The organism is Pseudomonas fluorescens, from assembly GCF_001623525.1.
In the GTDB taxonomy this organism is placed as follows: Bacteria; Pseudomonadota; Gammaproteobacteria; order Pseudomonadales; family Pseudomonadaceae; genus Aquipseudomonas; species Aquipseudomonas fluorescens_Q.
In genome coordinates, this window is sequence record NZ_CP015225.1 from 1,337,813 (window position 1) to 1,354,240 (window position 16,428).

The following is a 16,428-nucleotide window of genomic DNA, read 5'->3' on the forward strand; positions in this document are numbered from 1 at the left end:
ATACGACTATCTTCCTCGCGGCTCGAGCTCCTGGCGTTTGTGGTATTGGCCTTGATCATGGTGGGCGCTGGCCTTGGCTGGCGCCAACCGATGAACGTCGATGAGGAGCGCTTCCTTGGCGTTGCCCTGGAGATGCTGCAGAACGGATCCTGGTTCATTCCCCATCGCGCCGGTGAAATCTACGCCGACAAACCGCCGCTGTTCATGTGGACGGTGGCGCTGTTCGTGCAACTGACCCATCTGCCCAAAGTTGCCCTGTACTTGCCCGCGCTGCTGGCAGGCGCCGTTACCACCGCGTGCCTGTATGACCTGGGCCGACGCTTGTGGGGGCGGCGCGTAGGGGTGATCGCGGCGCTCTTGTTTCTCGCGACCTACCAGACCTACAGCATCCTGCGCACCGGGCAGATCGATGGTTTCCTTGCGCTCTGGACCATCCTGGGGATCTATGGCTTGTGCCGGCACATGCTGCTCGGCCCGGCCTGGCGTTGGTACTACGTGGCGTGTGCGGCGATGGGCTTGGGGATCATCAGCAAAGGCGTGGGTTTTCTGCCGGTGCTACTGCTGATTCCCTACGCCTATGCGCTGCGCAAAGGTTGGAAAGGCGTGGTGGCCATGCCTGGCCAGGCGGGACGCTGGTGGCAGGGGCTGCTCGTAGCATTGGTCGCCATCGCGTTATGGCTGGGGCCTTTGCTGATGATTGTCTCGCAGGGCAGTGCCGACAGCCTGGCATACGCCCAGGAAATCCTGTTCAAGCAGACTGCCGGGCGTTATGCCAACGCATGGGAGCACCGCGAGCCATTCTGGTATTTCTTCGTCCAGGTGATTCCGAAGTACTGGCTGCCGATTGTGTTCATGCTCCCCTGGCTGGTGCCGGCCTGGCGTAAACAACTGCTCAAGCACGACGGTCGGGTGTTGGTGCTGCTCGGTTGGGTACTGCTGGTGTTGGTGTTCTTTAGCCTGAGCAGCGGCAAGCGCAAGCTGTATATCTTTCCCGCGTTACCCGCGTTGATTCTGGTGGTGGCGCCGCTTGTGCCATGGATGCTGCGCCGCTGGTTTGGCGCGCGACCGAGGGGCAGGAGGGTTTTCAACGTATTGGTTGCGCTGTGGTTGTGTGCCTGGTTTGTACGCGGCTTCGTCGAGCCCCACAAGGAAGGCATCAACCCCCACCAGACCTTGATGCGCGATGTCGCGGGGATGACTTCAAATGCCGAGTTGGTACTCGTGGGTTGGCGTGAGGGCCATTGGCTGTTCGCCCGGCAACCCATCGTGCATTTCGGCTTTTATAAGGGCAACGCCCTGGAACAATCCGCCACCTGGCTGCGCAGCCACCCCCGGGCCTTCGCCCTGGTTCCCGCCCGGGACCTGGCCCGCTGTTACGACCCGCAAAAGGCTCGCCGGGCCGGCGATACCTCGAGGGCCGAGTGGTTCCTGGTGGGGGCTGATGCGGATAACCAGCGCTGCCAGTCGCCGGCGCCGGAAAAGGTTTACTCATTCACATGGGCGCATCCTTTCTAGTGGCTGAAAACTCCTCTGTGGCGAGGGAGCTTGCTCCCGCTGGGGCGCGAAGCGGCCCCAGAACCGGACAACCTGGTGTGTCAGGCTGATTGAGTTGAGTGCTTTGGGGCTGCTGCGCCGCCCAGCGGGAGCAAGCTCCCTCGCCACAGGGGGGGCGACAGGCAACACACCCCTGAACCATGGCCAAACCAGTCAAGCAACTTGAAAGCTTTGACCATTGCCGCCACAGCCCTTCGGCGCGAGTATTTGCCTGCTATCCACGGTTCCCCCAACCAATAAAAACCACAGAGGGATGCTGGTCATGCGCGATTATTCGTCCGCCACTTCGCAATTCGATTACCTGCAAACCGTCAACGCCGCGCTGCACGGCTCGCTCGAGGCGCTCAATGCCTGTGTCGAGTGTTGCGACCGACATGCGTTGCCGGGTCGTATCGCCTTGTTCTGGGAGGGCCGTGACGGCAGCGATGCGACTTGGACTTACCGTGATCTGCAGGACAACGCCGCGCGGTTCGCCAATTTCCTCCGCGCCCAAGGCGTCGGCAAGGGCGACAAAGTGGCCGGCCTGCTGCCGCGCACCGCGGAACTCTTGATCGTTGTACTCGCCACCTGGCGTATCGGGGCGGTGTATCAACCGCTGTTCACCGCATTCGGGCCCAAGGCCATCGAGCACCGCGTCGGCAGCTCGGGCGCACGGATCGTCGTGACCGATGCCGTCAACCGTCCAAAGCTCAATGAAATCGCCGGTTGCCCCACCATCGTCACGGTCGGTGGTGAAAAGGGCCAGGGCATCGTGCGCGGCGACTACAGTTTCTGGGCCGAAGTGGCGAACCACTCCAGCCAGTGCGAACCGCTGATGCTCACCGGCGAAGACCCGTTCCTGCTGATGTTCACCTCCGGTACCACAGGACCTGCCAAGGCACTGTCGGTGCCGCTCAAGGCCATCGTGGCGTTCCAGAGCTACACCCGTGACGCGGTGGACCTGCGCCCTGAAGACGCCTTCTGGAACGTCGCCGACCCCGGTTGGGCCTACGGCATTTATTTCGGCGTGACCGGGCCGCTGGCCATGGGGCATCCGATTACCTTCTACGATGGCCCGTTTACCCTGGAAAGCACCTGCCGGGTCATCAACAAATACGGCATCACCAACCTGACCGGCTCGCCCACTGCCTATCGCCTGTTGATCGCCGGGGGCGAGCAGTTCGCCCGCTCGATCAAGGGCAAGCTGCGCATCGTCAGCAGCGCTGGTGAGCCGTTGAACCCGGAGGTGATTCGGTGGTTCGCCGACAATCTGAACGTGGTGATCCACGACCATTACGGCCAGACCGAACTAGGCATGGTGCTGTGCAACCACCATGGGCTGGAACACCCGGTACATCTGGGGGCGGCTGGTTTTGCCTCGCCGGGCCATCGGATCGTGGTGCTGGATGAAAACCAGCGCGAGCTGGGCGTGGGCCAGCCGGGCATTCTCGCGGTGGACCGCAGCCAGTCGCCCATGTGCTGGTTCGCCGGTTACGAAGGCGCGCCGACCAAGGCCTTCGTTGGCGACTACTACTTGAGCGGCGACACCGTGGAGCTGAATCTGGATGGCAGCATCAGCTTCGTCGGCCGCAGCGACGACGTGATCACTACCTCCGGCTACCGGGTCGGTCCGTTCGATGTGGAAAGTGCGCTGATCGAACACCCGGCCGTGGTGGAAGCGGCGGTGATCGGCAAGCCCGATCCGGAACGCACCGAGCTGGTGAAGGCCTTCGTGGTGCTCAGCACCCAATATCGCGCCTCACCGGAGCTGGCCGAGGAATTGCGCCTGCATGTGCGCAAGCGCCTGGCGGCCCATGCGTATCCCCGTGAAATCGAATTTGTCAGCGACTTGCCGAAAACCCCAAGCGGCAAGTTGCAGCGCTTTATCTTGCGCAACCAGGAAATCGCCAAGGCTCAAGAGGCCGCGGCGCAGAACGTTTCAGCTTGAACCCAAGGAAACCATGATGCAGATCGACAACAAGATTTTCCTCGTCAGCGGCGGCGCGTCCGGCCTCGGTGCGGCCACCGGCGAGATGCTGGTCAAGGCCGGCGCCAAGGTGATGCTGGTGGACCTCAACGCCGACGCCGTGGCCGCCCAGGCGCAAAAACTGGGCTGCCAGAGCGTGGTGGCCGATATCAGCAACGAAGCGGCGGCTGAAGCGGCGGTCCAGGCCACGGTCGATGCGTTCGGTGGTCTGAATGGCCTGGTGAATTGCGCCGGTATCGTGCGCGGCGAGAAGATCCTCGGCAAGAACGGCCCCCACGGGCTGGACAGCTTCAGCCAGGTGATCAACGTCAACCTGATCGGCAGCTTCAACTTGCTGCGCCTGGCGGCTGCGGCCATTGCCGAAACCGAGGCAGACGCCGATGGTGAACGTGGCGTGATCATCAACACCGCTTCGGTAGCGGCCTTCGACGGCCAGATCGGCCAGGCCGCCTACGCGGCCTCCAAAGGCGCCATCGCCAGCCTGACGTTGCCGGCCGCCCGTGAGCTGGCGCGCTTCGGTATCCGGGTGATGACCATTGCCCCGGGGATTTTCGAAACCCCGATGATGGCCGGCATGACCCCCGAGGTGCGTGATTCCCTGGCCGCCGGCGTGCCATTTCCGCCGCGCCTTGGGAAACCGTCCGAGTACGCGGCGCTGGCCAGGCATATCATTGAGAACAGCATGCTCAACGGCGAGGTGATCCGTCTCGACGGTGCCTTGCGTATGGCAGCCAAATAAGTAAGGAGGATTCATGATGTCCAACGATCCTATTGTCATCGTCAGCGCCGTCCGTACCCCCATGGGCGGTTTCCAAGGCGAACTGAAAAGCCTCACCGCCCCGCAACTCGGTGCCGCCGCCATCAAGGCCGCCGTGGAGCGGGCCGGTATCGCGCCGGGTGTGGTTGAAGAAGTGCTGTTCGGCTGCGTGCTCGCCGCCGGCCAGGGCCAGGCACCGGCACGTCAGGCCGCACTGGGCGCCGGGCTCGACAAGTCGACCCGCTGCACCACGCTCAACAAGATGTGCGGTTCGGGCATGGAAGCGACGATCCTCGCCCACGACATGCTCATCGCCGGCAGCGCCGAGGTGGTGGTGGCCGGCGGCATGGAGAGCATGTCCAACGCCCCGTACCTGCTCGATCGCGCCCGCGGCGGTTATCGCATGGGCCATGGCCGGGTGCTTGACCACATGTTCCTCGATGGCCTGGAAGACGCCTACGACAAAGGTCGGCTGATGGGCACTTTCGCCGAAGATTGCGCCGAGGCCAATGGTTTGAGTCGCGAGGCCCAGGATGCCTTCGCCATTGCGTCCACCACCCGCGCCCAGCAGGCGATCAAGGACGGCAGTTTCGATGCCGAGATCGTGCCGTTGCAGGTCATGGTCGGCAAGGAACAAGTGACCATTCGCCACGACGAGCAGCCGCCGAAAGCGCGGATCGACAAGATCGCCTCGCTCAAACCGGCGTTCCGCGAGGGCGGCACGGTGACGGCGGCCAACGCCAGTTCCATTTCCGATGGTGCCGCTGCCCTGGTGCTGATGCGCCAGAGCCAGGCTGCCCAGCGTGGCCTCAAGCCCCTGGCGGTGATCCACGGTCACGCGGCGTTTGCCGATACTCCGAGCCTGTTTCCCACCGCACCGATTGGTGCCGTGAAGAAACTGATGCAGAAAACCGGTTGGTCGCTGGATCAAGTCGACCTGTTCGAAGTCAACGAAGCCTTTGCCGTGGTCGGGCTGGTGACCATGGACAAGCTGGAGATTGCCCATGACAAGGTCAACGTCCACGGCGGCGCCTGTGCGCTGGGCCACCCGATTGGCGCGTCTGGCGCACGGATCCTGGTGACCCTGCTGTCAGCCCTGCGCCAGAAGGGTCTCAAGCGCGGCGTCGCGGCGATCTGCATTGGTGGCGGCGAAGCCACGGCCATGGCCGTCGAATGCCTGTATTAAGGAATTACCATGCTTGCGACTGAAGAACAGACTCAAATCCGCGACATGGCCCGGCAGTTCGCCGAGGAACGCTTGAAACCGTTCGCCGCCGAATGGGACCGCGAGCACCGTTTTCCCCGGGAAGCCATCGATGAAATGGCCGAGCTGGGCTTCTTCGGCATGCTGGTGCCGGAGCAGTGGGGCGGCTGCGACACCGGTTACCTGGCGTATGCCATGACCCTGGAAGAAATCGCCGCCGGCGACGGCGCGTGCTCGACCATCATGAGTGTGCACAATTCGGTGGGCTGCGTGCCGATCCTCAAGTTCGGCAACGATGAGCAGAAGGCGAAATTCCTCACGCCCCTGGCCAGTGGCGCGATGCTTGGTGCCTTCGCCCTGACCGAGCCCCAGGCCGGTTCGGACGCCAGCAGCCTCAAGACGCGGGCGCGGCTGGAGGGGGATCATTACGTGCTCAACGGTTGCAAGCAGTTCATCACCTCCGGGCAGAACGCCGGGGTGGTGATTGTGTTTGCGGTGACCGATCCGAGCGCAGGCAAGCGTGGCATCAGTGCGTTCATCGTGCCGACCGATTCGCCGGGCTACAGCGTCGCGCGGGTCGAAGACAAACTCGGCCAGCATGCCTCCGACACTTGCCAGATCCTCTTCGAGGATTTGAAGGTGCCGGTGGGCAATCGCCTGGGGGAGGAGGGCGAGGGCTACAAGATCGCCTTGGCGAACCTGGAAGGCGGGCGCGTGGGCATCGCGGCGCAAGCGGTGGGCATGGCCCGCGCGGCGTTCGAAGCGGCCCGGGACTATGCCCGGGAACGCTCCAGTTTCGGTAAGCCGATCATCGAGCACCAGGCCGTGGCGTTCCGCCTGGCCGACATGGCGACCCAGATCGCCGTGGCCCGGCAAATGGTGCACTACGCCGCCGCCCTGCGGGACAGCGGCCAGCCAGCGCTGGTGGAGGCCTCCATGGCCAAGCTGTTCGCCTCGGAAATGGCTGAAAAAGTCTGCTCCATGGCATTGCAAACCCTGGGCGGCTACGGTTACCTGAACGACTTCCCGCTGGAGCGCATCTACCGCGACGTGCGGGTCTGCCAGATCTACGAAGGCACCAGCGACATTCAGCGCATGGTCATTTCGCGCAATCTTTGAACAGGAGTCCTGCATGAGTTACGAAACGATTTTATTGGAGATCAAGGACCGCGTCGGCCTGATCACCCTCAACCGTCCCCAGGCCTTGAACGCCTTGAATGCGCAGATCGTCAGCGAACTGAACCAGGCGCTGGATAGCCTGGAGGCTGATCCGAAGATTGGCTGCATCGTGCTGACCGGCTCGAAAAAAGCCTTTGCCGCCGGTGCCGATATCAAGGAAATGGCCGAGCTGACCTACCCGCAGATCTACCTGGACGACCTGTTCAGCGACAGCGACCGCGTGGCTAACCGTCGCAAGCCGATCATCGCGGCGGTGAACGGTTTTGCCTTGGGCGGTGGCTGCGAGCTGGCGTTGATGTGCGACTTCATCCTGGCCGGCGACAACGCCAAGTTCGGCCAGCCGGAGGTCAACCTCGGCGTGCTGCCAGGCATGGGCGGCACCCAGCGCCTGACCCGGGCGGTGGGCAAGGCCAAGGCCATGGAAATGTGCCTGACCGGGCGCTTCATCGATGCCGTGGAGGCTGAGCGTTGCGGTATCGTGGCGCGGATCGTACCGGCCGATGAGCTGCTGGATGACGCACTGAAAACCGCAGCGTTGATCGCCTCCAAGTCGGTGCCTATCAGCATGATGGTCAAGGAAAGCGTCAACCGCGCCTTTGAGGTCAGCCTGTCCGAAGGCGTGCGTTTTGAGCGGCGGGTATTCCACGCCGCGTTTGCGACGCAAGATCAGAAAGAAGGCATGGCGGCATTCGTGGCCAAGCGCGCGGCGGAGTTCCAGGATAAGTAAGGCGGCGTCAGCCCCAGACAACCCATAACCCGTGGCGAGGGAGCTTGCTCCCGCTCGGCTGCGCAGCAGTCGCAAACCGGATCATGCGGTTCGGCTGAAAAAATGCAGAGGCCTGCTTCGCAGGCCAGCGGGAGCAAGCTCCCTCGCCACATTGGGTTTGTGTAGAGCCGAAATTGGAGCTCGACCAAAGTCCCTGTGGGAGCGAGCTTGCTCGCGATGCTTTTACAGCCATCACACCAGGTAGTGTTTCAACTCCCGGGCGATGACCATCCGCTGTATCTCGCTCGATCCTTCATAGATCTGGGTAATCCGCGCATCACGGTAGTAGCGTTCCACCGGATAATCCTCGAGATACCCATACCCACCATGAATCTGTATGGCCGAGGAGCAGACTTTCTCGGCCATTTCCGAGGCAAACAGCTTGGCCTGGGAGGCTTCTGACAGGCAGGGTTGGCCCGCGCTGCGCAGGCGGGCGGCGTGGAGGATGAGCAGGCGGGTGGCGTTGATGCGGGTGTGCATGTCGGCCAGCAGGTTGGCGATGCTCTGGTGCTCGATGATCGGCTTGTCGAACTGGACGCGATCACGCGCGTAAGCCAGCGCCGCTTCGAATGCCGCGCGGGCGATGCCCAAGGCTTGCGCCGCGATGCCGATGCGGCCGCCTTCCAGGTTGGACAGGGCGATGGCCAGGCCTTTGCCGCGAGCCCCCAGCAGGTTGGCTTCGGGAATGGTGCAATTGCTCAAGGTGACTGCGCAGGTGTCCGAGGCGCGGATGCCCATTTTGTGTTCGGTGCGATCAACGATGAAACCCGGCGTATCGGTGGGCACCAGGAACGCTGAAATGCCTTTCTTGCCCAGTTCAGGGTCCGTCACGGCAAACACGATCGCCAGTTTCGCTCGCTTGCCATTGCTGACGAACTGCTTGGCGCCGTTGATGACCCATTGGCCATCGCGCAATTCGGCCCGGGTGCGCAGGTTGTGGGCTTCGGAGCCGGCCTGGGGCTCGGTCAGGCAGAAGCAGCCAATGGCCTGGCCACTGGCGAGGTCGGCCAACCATGTCTGTTTTTGTTCGTCGGTGCCGAAATTCAGCACCGGCCCGCAACCCACCGAATTGTGGATGCTCATCACTGCGCCGGTAGCACCGTCGCCTGCGGAGATTTCCTCCACGGCCAGGGCATAGGCGACGTAATCGACGTAGGTACCGCCCCATTCTTCCGGCACTACCATTCCCAGCAGGCCCAGCTCACCCATCTTCGCCACCAGACCGTCGTCAATCCAGCCGGCCTTTTCCCACGCCTGGGCATGGGGGGCGATTTCACCACGGGCGAAGTCCCGGGCCATGTCGCGGATCATCACTTGTTCTTCGGTCAGTTCGAGGTCATGCATGGCTCAGTTCCCGTGGTCGTCGAAGCCCTCGAAGAAACTCGCCACATGGTCGGCGTCCAGCGCCTCCAGGGTCGGCGGGTTCCAACGCGGGTTCTTGTCTTTGTCGATCAGCAAGGCGCGTACACCTTCGATCAGGTCACCGCGTTCGAACCATTGCTGATCCAGATGCAGTTCCAGGGCAAAACAGTCTTCCAGGCTCAAATGCCGACCGCGCCGCAGCATTTCCAGGGTCACGGCCATGGCCAGGGGAGAGCGGCTGTCCAGCAGGTCGGCGGTCTTTATTGCCCATTCATGGCTGTTGGCGACGGTGACCTGGCGCAACTGCTCGACCATGCTCGGCACGTCGGGCAGGCCGAAGAAATGATCGATGGCTGGCCGCAGATCGGCCAGGGGCGGGGCAGGCAGCTGTTGCACACCGAGTTTGGCCAGCAGGCTCTGCAGGTCCTTGAGTGGCGTATCACCCCACTCCAGGCGATCGAGGCGCGCATCGAGCTGTTCAAGCTTGCGACTGTCCAGATACCAGTCGGCCAGCCCGCAATACAAGGCGTCCGCCGCGCGGATCTGCACGCCGCTGACGCCCAGGTAGATCCCCAGTTCGCCAGGAATGCGCGGCAGGAAGTAACTGCCGCCCACGTCCGGGAAATACCCGATGCCGACTTCCGGCATGCCCAGGCGGCTGCGCTCGGTCACCACCCGCAGGTCGGCCCCTTGTGCCAGCCCCATGCCGCCGCCCAGCACGAAGCCATCCATCAAGGCGACGATTGGTTTGCGGTAGTGATGAATCGTCAGGTCGAGGGCGTATTCCTCGACGAAGAAATCTTCATGCAGGGTGTCACCCTGCTTGTGGCTGTCGTACAACGAACGGATATCACCGCCGGCGCAAAACGCCTTCTCGCCCGCGCCCCGCAGCACCACGGCTCGGATCTGTGGGTCCAGGGCCCAGCTATCGAGTTGTTGCTGCAAGCTGCGCACCATGCCCAGGGTGAGGGCATTGAGGCCGGCGGGGCGGTTCAGGGTCAAATGGCCAATGTGATTGCGAACTTCGACCAGCACCTCATAGGCCGCGGTGTCGAGGGTTTCCGCGGCGTGTGATGAAACCTGAGCTGTCATCGCTAACTCCCTGCTTTTATTCTTCTTTATGAATTGTGTCGCGCGTACCTATTCAGGATCGTAACAGTGCAAATTTGCATTGCACAACCGGGATACGTGCAGGTCCTTTCTGCATATTTATAGCAGCCACAGGCTCAATCGCGACTAGAGAGAACCTCCGCGATGCTGCGGCGCTTGGCATTTCGCTCGCTGGCGTGGATCAACTGCTCGAGATCTTCCGGCGTGACGTCAAAGAATGCTTCCATTTCCGCCAAGGCCAGTTTCAGGTCTTCGGCCGTGATCGCCTGGCGGTCGACGGGAGGGTGGTCAGCCGGTATGACGGCCAGCGGTTCGCTGGCACGCTTGGGATAGCGCACCTGCGTCAGGTTGTTATACGCCAGCGCAAAGGCCAGCAACCCGGAACCGGCCAGCATCGCCGCACCAACGGCTTGCCAGTCCAAGGCAATGATAGACGGGGCGGCCAGCACCAGCGTCGCCGCCAGGGCGCCTGCCGGCGGATGCAAGCAACGCAGCCAGCACATCAACACCAGCGCCATGCCCGCCGCCAGGCAGGCGCTACCCAGCGTACGGCCCAGTACATGGGCCACCAGCAGCGCGACGACCGACGCACACAGGTAACCGCCGACAATCGACCAGGGCTGGGCGAGGGCGCCCGATGACACCGCAAACAACAGCACCGCCGAGGCGCCGAGGGGGCCGATCAGGTGTTGCGCCACCTCAAGGCCGAAGACCTGGCCACAAAGCCAGACACTGAACATCGTCCCCAGCGCCATGCCGATGGCGGCGCGGCTCCACTCGGTGGGACGGGTATTGATAGCGGCGGGGAACCAGCGAGAAAGCATTAAGCGAAAATCCAAAAAACGAACAAAAAAAGGGGCTTACGGGAGTGTCCCAGAAAGCCCTTTAAGTGTTCCAACAGTTGGGGGAGGAACGGTGCACAGTGTGCCCCTCACAACTCTTGCTTACAAATTCATATTAATGCTGGTTGAGTGCATTAATTTTGAGGTAACGCCCACAGGTCACGCGCTTCTCGAAGCCGGGAACCACGTTTGCTGGGCGATAGGCAGGTTGCGCGACTGCCCGCGACCCATCGGGAAATAGGTGAAACCCTTGTCGGCCATGCGCTCCGGATCGAAAAGGTTACGACCGTCAAAAATCACCGGGGCCTTGAGCCGTTGTTGGATCAGGTCGAAGTCCGGCGCCTTGAAGGGCTGCCATTCAGTACAGATGACCAATGCGTCGGCCCCCGGCAACACCGATTCCGGCGTACCCATCAGCATGAGTCGGGGCTCGTCGGGGTAAAGCAATTGCGTCTGTTGCATCGCCTCCGGGTCAAAGGCTCGGACACTGGCTCCCGCAGCCCAGAGCGACTCCAGCAGGGTGCGGCTCGGAGCATCGCGCATGTCGTCGGTGTTGGGCTTGAAGGCCAGGCCCCAGAGGGCGAAGGTCTTGCCGCGCAGGTCGCCCTGGTAGAACGCGTTGATCCGCTCGAACAGCTTGTGTTTCTGCCGCCCGTTGATGGCTTCCACCGCTTGCAGCAGGTCGCTGGAGCAATGAGCCTGCTCGGCGGTGTGGATCAGGGCGCGCATGTCCTTGGGAAAGCACGAGCCGCCGTAGCCGCATCCCGGGTAGATGAAGTGGTAGCCGATGCGCGAGTCGGCGCCGATGCCCAGGCGCACGGACTCGATGTCGGCCCCCAGGTGTTCGGCCAGTTCGGCAATCTGGTTGATAAAACTGATCTTGGTCGCCAGCATGCCGTTGGCGGCATATTTGGTCAGCTCGGCACTGCGCAGGTCCATGAACAGGACCCGGTCGTGGTTGCGGTTGAACGGGGCGTACAGGTCGCGCATGGTTTCGCGCACTTCATGGCGCTCGCAGCCGATTACGATGCGATCCGGACGACGGCAATCGGCGACCGCCGAGCCTTCCTTGAGGAATTCGGGGTTGGAAACAATATCGAACTGCAGCAGGCGACTGGCCTTGAGCAGGCATTTGTCGATGTGCCCCCGCAGAACGTCGCCGGTGCCCACCGGCACGGTGGACTTCTCCACCACAATGAGCGGTTGCTCGCGGTAGCGGGCGACGGCCTCGCCGACGGCCAGGACCTGGCTCAGATCGGCACTGCCGTCGTCCCGGGAAGGCGTGCCCACGGCGATAAACAGCACCTGGCCGTGCTGCACGGCGAGCTGTTCGTCGCAGGTGAAATGCAAGCGGCCAGCCTCCAGGCCTTCACGCACCAGCGCGGCCAGGCCAGGCTCGTAAATGCTCACTTGGCCTTGGCGCAAACTGTCGACCTTGCGCTCGTCGATGTCCATGCACACCACGTCATGGCCCACTTCGGCCAACACGGCAGCTTGCACCAAGCCTACGTAACCACTTCCGAATACGCTGATTTTCATGGCGAACTCCCTGGAACTTTCCGAGCGGGCGACATGCACAACCAGCCATTCGCCGCCGTGCGCTCGGTCCAGAATAAGTCGGGGATATTGCAGTTCACTTACAGCCTGCCACCGCAGTCGTTTTCAGCGGAAGAAAGTAGGCGCCCCATCCGCTTGCCAGCAGCACCAGGTTCGCACCATCGCGCAGCAGCAGGCGCCCCGTGGCCCATCCCAGCTGCCTGGCGCTGACGCGGCCGCGGGCAATGTCCCAGCGAGCAAAACCATGCAGATGCCGCAGGACATCGAAGCTCATCAGCGCCGACGCGGCCAAAAAATAGACAATCCGCTGCCAATAGGGGACACCCAACGCCTGGAGCAGATCGGTGGTGACGTGCTGATGAGCCACTTCTTCGGCGCAGTGCCAGCGCCACAGGCGTGTTTGCGAGGAGGTGCTGGTCGACAGCAGCCCGCCACTGCGCAAGGCGATCCGCGAGGTGACGGCCGTCACATGCTCGAACGCCGCGGCCAGGGACAGCTGCGCATGGAGTGACAGCTTGGCACGCAGGGCATCGAGGTCCTTTTCGATCTCGCGTTCGTATTTCTTGACTTCAAAACCCTGCTTTTCCAGTTGTTGGTTGTAGAGACGATGGGCTCGCTGGTGGGCGCGTTCCTCGGCCACGAAGTCGCGCGACTGGTTAGCCAGTGGCGAGGTTGGCGGCAACTGCAAAGCGGATGATTGCACCACTGAAATCACAAATTGTTCGCCGGCAGGGAGCAGCACCGAAAAGGCATCGAACAGGTAGGTTCTGATCGGTGTGTCGTTCCAGAAGGGCTCGCAGTTGTTTTTCATGGCTTATTTCCAGAGTCGGGGACCGAGTCGCATCCATGTCGCAACGAACGTGGGCAGTCCTGTCGTGCCACCGGGCTTGTCTTTGGCGAGCACCCTCGATTGCGCGTACGCGTGGAACCAACGGGTTGCCGGCGCATGATGGTGGGTGCGATGCAGCGAACGATGGAGGATCAGCCAGGAGAGGATCTTTGGCAGGCGCACGTCCGTGGTGATCTCACAGGGCGCGCGTCGCGGGCCTTGGGCCGAGATCCGTACGCCATAGTGCTCGGCCTGCGTCAGCCAGAAATCCATCCAGGCAAACAGGCAATAAGGGAGCAGATAGACGCAGACGACCAGTCGAGGCACCTCATAGAGACCGAACGCCAGCGCACCCGCAAAAACGCCGATCACGGCGTTGTTCCAGCGCCAGCGCCAGACCGCGTTCGGCGGCAGGTAGCGGCGGGAGATCCTGTTGGTGGATATCGCCACCCAGAGTTGCTCCGCGGCGCCCAGCAGGCTGATCCAGCGGGTCGGCCAGGTCTGTTCGTACATCAAGCCTTCGGGATCATCGGCCTGGCAGGTCTTGCGGTGGTGTTCGAGGTGGAAGTAGCGGTAGCCCACGAAGTTTGCCGCAAAAATGCCCGCCGCGAACACACCCACCGCCTCATTGAGAGGTGTGCCCACAAGGAACTGGCGATGCACGCCTTGATGCTTGATCTCCTGGACACCGATCATCAGGATCGCCTGGAGCACGATCAGCGGTGCGACAGCCAGCCATGTGAATGCCTCCTGCGTCGCCAGCCAGCCGATCGCGGCAGTATTCAGGACGCACAGCAGCATGAATAGGTAGCTGGGAAGATTGCTGCTCGATGAAGGAAAAGCCACTGCACGGGCAACGGCTAGAGCCCGGGAGGTACTCACAGGCACACGAAGACCAGTTTTTTCATGCGTTGCAACCAGGGCAACGGAACTCTCTTCCAGATGAATGAAAGGCCCGACAGCGGTACTTTGCCTTGGATCAGCACGCCGACATCCAGCGAAGGCTCATGGGGGAAGTAGTTGTCTTTGATGGCGACAATCTTGCGAAAGCCTTTCTTGAAGTAGTACCGCAGCTGTGGGTCCAACGGCACTCCCTGGCGTTTACTCAGGATGTAGTGCGCCTCTGTGAAGCCGGGGTTTTTCGAGCGCCAATCCCTTAGGCCCGGGACCGGAGATCCCAGGTAGATGACCGACCAGCCTTGTTTCAGCGCGTAGGGCCAGAAGAATTCGAAAATCGCCTTGGCCGCTTTCGGGTCGACGCTGCTCAGGCTAATGCCAAACAACGCATCCGTTTTGGCCGACTCGTCACCGTGCTGTTTCCTCGCGCAATCTGCCCAGGTCGGACACTGGCGAATATGGTCGTGCCGAGTCGGTTTCATGAACAGCGATGCCCGCGCGCTGCCGCTGCGTGTGCAAAACGCACCGACACTCAGGGCAGGGAATGCGGCGATTCGGGAGGCCAGCATGGCGGCATCGGCCCGCTGGTCGTCCGTCCATTTCCTTTGCTCGAGCTCAAGCAGCGAGGGGATGTCTGCACACGACAGGAACCGAACACATATCTCACCTTCACGGGACCTGTCGCTGTTCTGCGCGTCATGCCTGTGTTCCCGATGATCTGGCGTTGTAGCCGGCGCTTCGGGCGTTCTGTTTTTCAGGAATGCTTGCATCAGGCAGATGGCTCACCGATCGAGGGACGGGATCAATCGGTGCCCACGGTATGTCACCGGTGTGAATATCTGATGACGAAATGAATGGGCAGCTCAATTCATATCGAGTCGATACCCGGGCGGTAACTGTGCGACGAATTCGCCGACCACTTCCCGGGTCAGGCTGACGATGTCTTCTACCCGTTCCATTCCGGCGCCGGTCCGCCAACTGGCGACGATGTCCATGACCGATGGCAGCGGCACGCCGTCCACCAAGGTCAATGTGCCCTGGGCCAGTTCGCCGACGACCAGCGCCGCGGGCATGGCGCCAATGCCAAAGCCGTCGCGAACCAGGCGGGTAATGGCCGAGGCCGAGTTCACGCAGTTGATGCGGGGCGAGACGATGTTGGCCGAATGCAGGAGGTTGAGAATGTCCTGGTGGGGGCGAGAGTTGCGTGAGAAGGTCACTATGCGTTCCTGGGACAAGTCCTCCAGCGACGCATAGGACCGGTCATAGACGGAGCCGGTGCGCACCACCCAGTGCATCGGGTAACGGGTCAGCAGCGCGTTGCGTACACTGTCCAGGCGCAGGATGTCGGTCTGGAAAATGATGTCCTGGTAGCCTTTTTCCAGTTGCGAGCACAGGTTGCTCGCGGTGTCGGCCGACAGTTCGATTTCCAGGGCCGGGTAACATTCCATCAGGCGCGTCACCAAGGGGCTGAGCCAGGTGTGGATCACCGTATCCATCGCACCGATGCGGATTCGGCCACGCACCTGGCGCGGATCCTTGATCACGGCTTTCATGCTTTGCATGGTGTCCATGATGCGCTCGGCGTATTCCAGCACGCGCTGGCCTTCGGAGGTCAGCGACACACCTTTGGAATCGCGCACGAACAGGCGCACGCCCATTTCGTCCTCCAGGGCGGCGATCCGACTGGAAATGGACGCCTGGGTGGTGAACAGCTTTTCCGCGGTGAGGCGAAAACTCTTCAGGCGGGCGACCCAGACGAAGGTTTCGAGAAACTTGATGTTCACTTGGGGCGATTCCTTGAAACAGTCATGCAAGACTCCTGAAAGCGCACGGGCGGCCTGATCAAAGATCTTCCAGGTACCGGATAACATCCTGGAGCGCGCCTGAATCCGGGACGTTATCGAGAACCGCTTCAGGCTGGCACCATGGGTACTCCAGCCGCGATGCCCAGGCCATGATCATTGGCAGATCGGTTGCCGGCAGGGTCTTCATGTGTTCGATGGTGATGGTCAGTCGCTCGGCCAGGCTCGACGCCGGATCGAACTGCCAGTCATACAGGCCACAACCGACGCGTGCCTCGCCACCGTTCTTGTCGGACATCGCCACCAGCCACTTGCACTGGAACGCCTCGGCGTTTGCCGGCGGCGGGGCGGCCAGGCAGAACGTGTAGACGTTTTCGAATGTCTGGCCAAAGCGACTGACCAACACGTCGCCAATGGCGGTACGGCCTTCGACGTGGTCGGGAAACGTGATGGAACCGGTGCGCACGTTCATGTGCAGCGTAGCAGTCGGCGTAAAAGCCTGATCCAGCAGGTGAGGCCGGTTGCCGTCCTTGGCGCTGATGTATTGTTGAATCGATTGCTGAGCGGTGTTCATCGTGTGTCCCTTCAAGTTGAAAGCGGCCT

15 protein-coding genes are annotated in these 16,428 nt (G+C 62.1%); 6 read left to right on the plus strand and 9 right to left on the minus strand.

The features are described from left to right. Window positions 1-57 precede the first annotated feature (57 nt). The 6 genes from TK06_RS05745 to TK06_RS05770 all read left to right on the plus strand — a co-directional run bounded on the left by TK06_RS05745 (window position 58) and on the right by TK06_RS05770 (window position 7,387). Window positions 58-1,515, plus strand: a complete 1,458-nt coding sequence (locus TK06_RS05745; RefSeq protein ID WP_063325078.1) for an ArnT family glycosyltransferase — start codon at window positions 58-60, stop codon at window positions 1,513-1,515. 301 nt (window positions 1,516-1,816) lie between these two features. Beyond that, on the plus strand, window positions 1,817-3,481 hold the full coding sequence (locus TK06_RS05750; protein WP_063325079.1) for an AMP-binding protein: 1,665 nt from the start codon (window positions 1,817-1,819) through the stop codon (window positions 3,479-3,481). Between the two features lie 16 nt (window positions 3,482-3,497). After that, window positions 3,498-4,259, plus strand: a complete 762-nt coding sequence (locus tag TK06_RS05755; protein ID WP_063321223.1) for an SDR family NAD(P)-dependent oxidoreductase — start codon at window positions 3,498-3,500, stop codon at window positions 4,257-4,259. A 16-nt stretch (window positions 4,260-4,275) separates the two neighbouring features. Then, window positions 4,276-5,463 carry an acetyl-CoA C-acyltransferase gene (locus tag TK06_RS05760; RefSeq protein ID WP_063325080.1) on the plus strand — a complete coding sequence of 396 codons (1,188 nt, stop codon included), beginning with the start codon at window positions 4,276-4,278 and terminating at the stop codon, window positions 5,461-5,463. Between the two features lie 9 nt (window positions 5,464-5,472). Continuing rightward, entirely contained in the window at window positions 5,473-6,600 is a 1,128-nt protein-coding gene (locus TK06_RS05765) for an acyl-CoA dehydrogenase (protein ID WP_063321224.1), read from the plus strand. Between the two features lie 13 nt (window positions 6,601-6,613). After that, the gene (locus tag TK06_RS05770) at window positions 6,614-7,387 is read left to right on the plus strand and encodes an enoyl-CoA hydratase (protein WP_063321225.1); all 774 of its coding nucleotides are present in this window, start codon (window positions 6,614-6,616) and stop codon (window positions 7,385-7,387) included. A gap of 231 nt (window positions 7,388-7,618) precedes the next feature. Here the strand turns inward: TK06_RS05770 and TK06_RS05775 are convergent, their stop codons facing one another. The 9 genes from TK06_RS05775 to TK06_RS05815 form a co-directional block, all read right to left on the minus strand. Next, on the minus strand, window positions 7,619-8,770 hold the full coding sequence (locus tag TK06_RS05775) for an acyl-CoA dehydrogenase family protein (protein WP_063321226.1): 1,152 nt from the start codon (window positions 8,768-8,770) through the stop codon (window positions 7,619-7,621). A 3-nt stretch (window positions 8,771-8,773) separates the two neighbouring features. Further along, the gene (locus tag TK06_RS05780; protein WP_063321227.1) at window positions 8,774-9,880 is read right to left on the minus strand and encodes an enoyl-CoA hydratase/isomerase family protein; all 1,107 of its coding nucleotides are present in this window, start codon (window positions 9,878-9,880) and stop codon (window positions 8,774-8,776) included. Window positions 9,881-10,014: 134 nt separating this feature from the next. Beyond that, complete coding sequence (locus TK06_RS05785; RefSeq protein WP_063321228.1) at window positions 10,015-10,722, minus strand: HPP family protein; 708 nt, start codon at window positions 10,720-10,722, stop codon at window positions 10,015-10,017. Between the two features lie 177 nt (window positions 10,723-10,899). Beyond that, window positions 10,900-12,279 carry a UDP-glucose dehydrogenase family protein gene (locus TK06_RS05790; protein WP_063321229.1) on the minus strand — a complete coding sequence of 460 codons (1,380 nt, stop codon included), beginning with the start codon at window positions 12,277-12,279 and terminating at the stop codon, window positions 10,900-10,902. A gap of 94 nt (window positions 12,280-12,373) precedes the next feature. Then, window positions 12,374-13,108 carry a metal-dependent hydrolase gene (locus TK06_RS05795; RefSeq protein WP_063321230.1) on the minus strand — a complete coding sequence of 245 codons (735 nt, stop codon included), beginning with the start codon at window positions 13,106-13,108 and terminating at the stop codon, window positions 12,374-12,376. A 3-nt stretch (window positions 13,109-13,111) separates the two neighbouring features. Further along, on the minus strand, window positions 13,112-13,927 hold the full coding sequence (locus tag TK06_RS05800) for a fatty acid desaturase family protein (RefSeq protein WP_238992592.1): 816 nt from the start codon (window positions 13,925-13,927) through the stop codon (window positions 13,112-13,114). 77 nt (window positions 13,928-14,004) lie between these two features. Then, window positions 14,005-14,793 (minus strand): hypothetical protein, encoded by a 789-nt coding sequence (locus TK06_RS05805; RefSeq protein WP_063321232.1) that lies wholly within the window; start codon window positions 14,791-14,793, stop codon window positions 14,005-14,007. Between the two features lie 93 nt (window positions 14,794-14,886). Beyond that, window positions 14,887-15,807: a LysR family transcriptional regulator gene (locus TK06_RS05810; protein ID WP_063321233.1), complete on the minus strand. Its 921-nt coding sequence runs from the start codon at window positions 15,805-15,807 to the stop codon at window positions 14,887-14,889. 58 nt (window positions 15,808-15,865) lie between these two features. Further along, the gene (locus TK06_RS05815; protein WP_063321234.1) at window positions 15,866-16,399 is read right to left on the minus strand and encodes a hypothetical protein; all 534 of its coding nucleotides are present in this window, start codon (window positions 16,397-16,399) and stop codon (window positions 15,866-15,868) included. Window positions 16,400-16,428: the final 29 nt, after the last annotated feature.

Excerpts from the sequence above, each read along its gene's own strand:
- TK06_RS05745 (WP_063325078.1), top strand. The coding sequence starts at position 58 with ATGGTGGGCGCTGGCCTTGGCTGGCGCCAACCGATGAACGTCGATGAG.
- TK06_RS05750 (WP_063325079.1), top strand. The coding sequence starts at position 1,817 with ATGCGCGATTATTCGTCCGCCACTTCGCAATTCGATTACCTGCAAACC.
- TK06_RS05755 (WP_063321223.1), top strand. The coding sequence starts at position 3,498 with ATGCAGATCGACAACAAGATTTTCCTCGTCAGCGGCGGCGCGTCCGGC.
- TK06_RS05760 (WP_063325080.1), top strand. The coding sequence starts at position 4,276 with ATGTCCAACGATCCTATTGTCATCGTCAGCGCCGTCCGTACCCCCATG.
- TK06_RS05765 (WP_063321224.1), top strand. The coding sequence starts at position 5,473 with ATGCTTGCGACTGAAGAACAGACTCAAATCCGCGACATGGCCCGGCAG.
- TK06_RS05770 (WP_063321225.1), top strand. The coding sequence starts at position 6,614 with ATGAGTTACGAAACGATTTTATTGGAGATCAAGGACCGCGTCGGCCTG.
- TK06_RS05775 (WP_063321226.1), bottom strand. The coding sequence starts at position 8,770 with ATGCATGACCTCGAACTGACCGAAGAACAAGTGATGATCCGCGACATG.
- TK06_RS05780 (WP_063321227.1), bottom strand. The coding sequence starts at position 9,880 with ATGACAGCTCAGGTTTCATCACACGCCGCGGAAACCCTCGACACCGCG.
- TK06_RS05785 (WP_063321228.1), bottom strand. The coding sequence starts at position 10,722 with ATGCTTTCTCGCTGGTTCCCCGCCGCTATCAATACCCGTCCCACCGAG.
- TK06_RS05790 (WP_063321229.1), bottom strand. The coding sequence starts at position 12,279 with ATGAAAATCAGCGTATTCGGAAGTGGTTACGTAGGCTTGGTGCAAGCT.
- TK06_RS05795 (WP_063321230.1), bottom strand. The coding sequence starts at position 13,108 with ATGAAAAACAACTGCGAGCCCTTCTGGAACGACACACCGATCAGAACC.
- TK06_RS05800 (WP_238992592.1), bottom strand. The coding sequence starts at position 13,927 with ATGCTGCTGTGCGTCCTGAATACTGCCGCGATCGGCTGGCTGGCGACG.
- TK06_RS05805 (WP_063321232.1), bottom strand. The coding sequence starts at position 14,793 with ATGCAAGCATTCCTGAAAAACAGAACGCCCGAAGCGCCGGCTACAACG.
- TK06_RS05815 (WP_063321234.1), bottom strand. The coding sequence starts at position 16,399 with ATGAACACCGCTCAGCAATCGATTCAACAATACATCAGCGCCAAGGAC.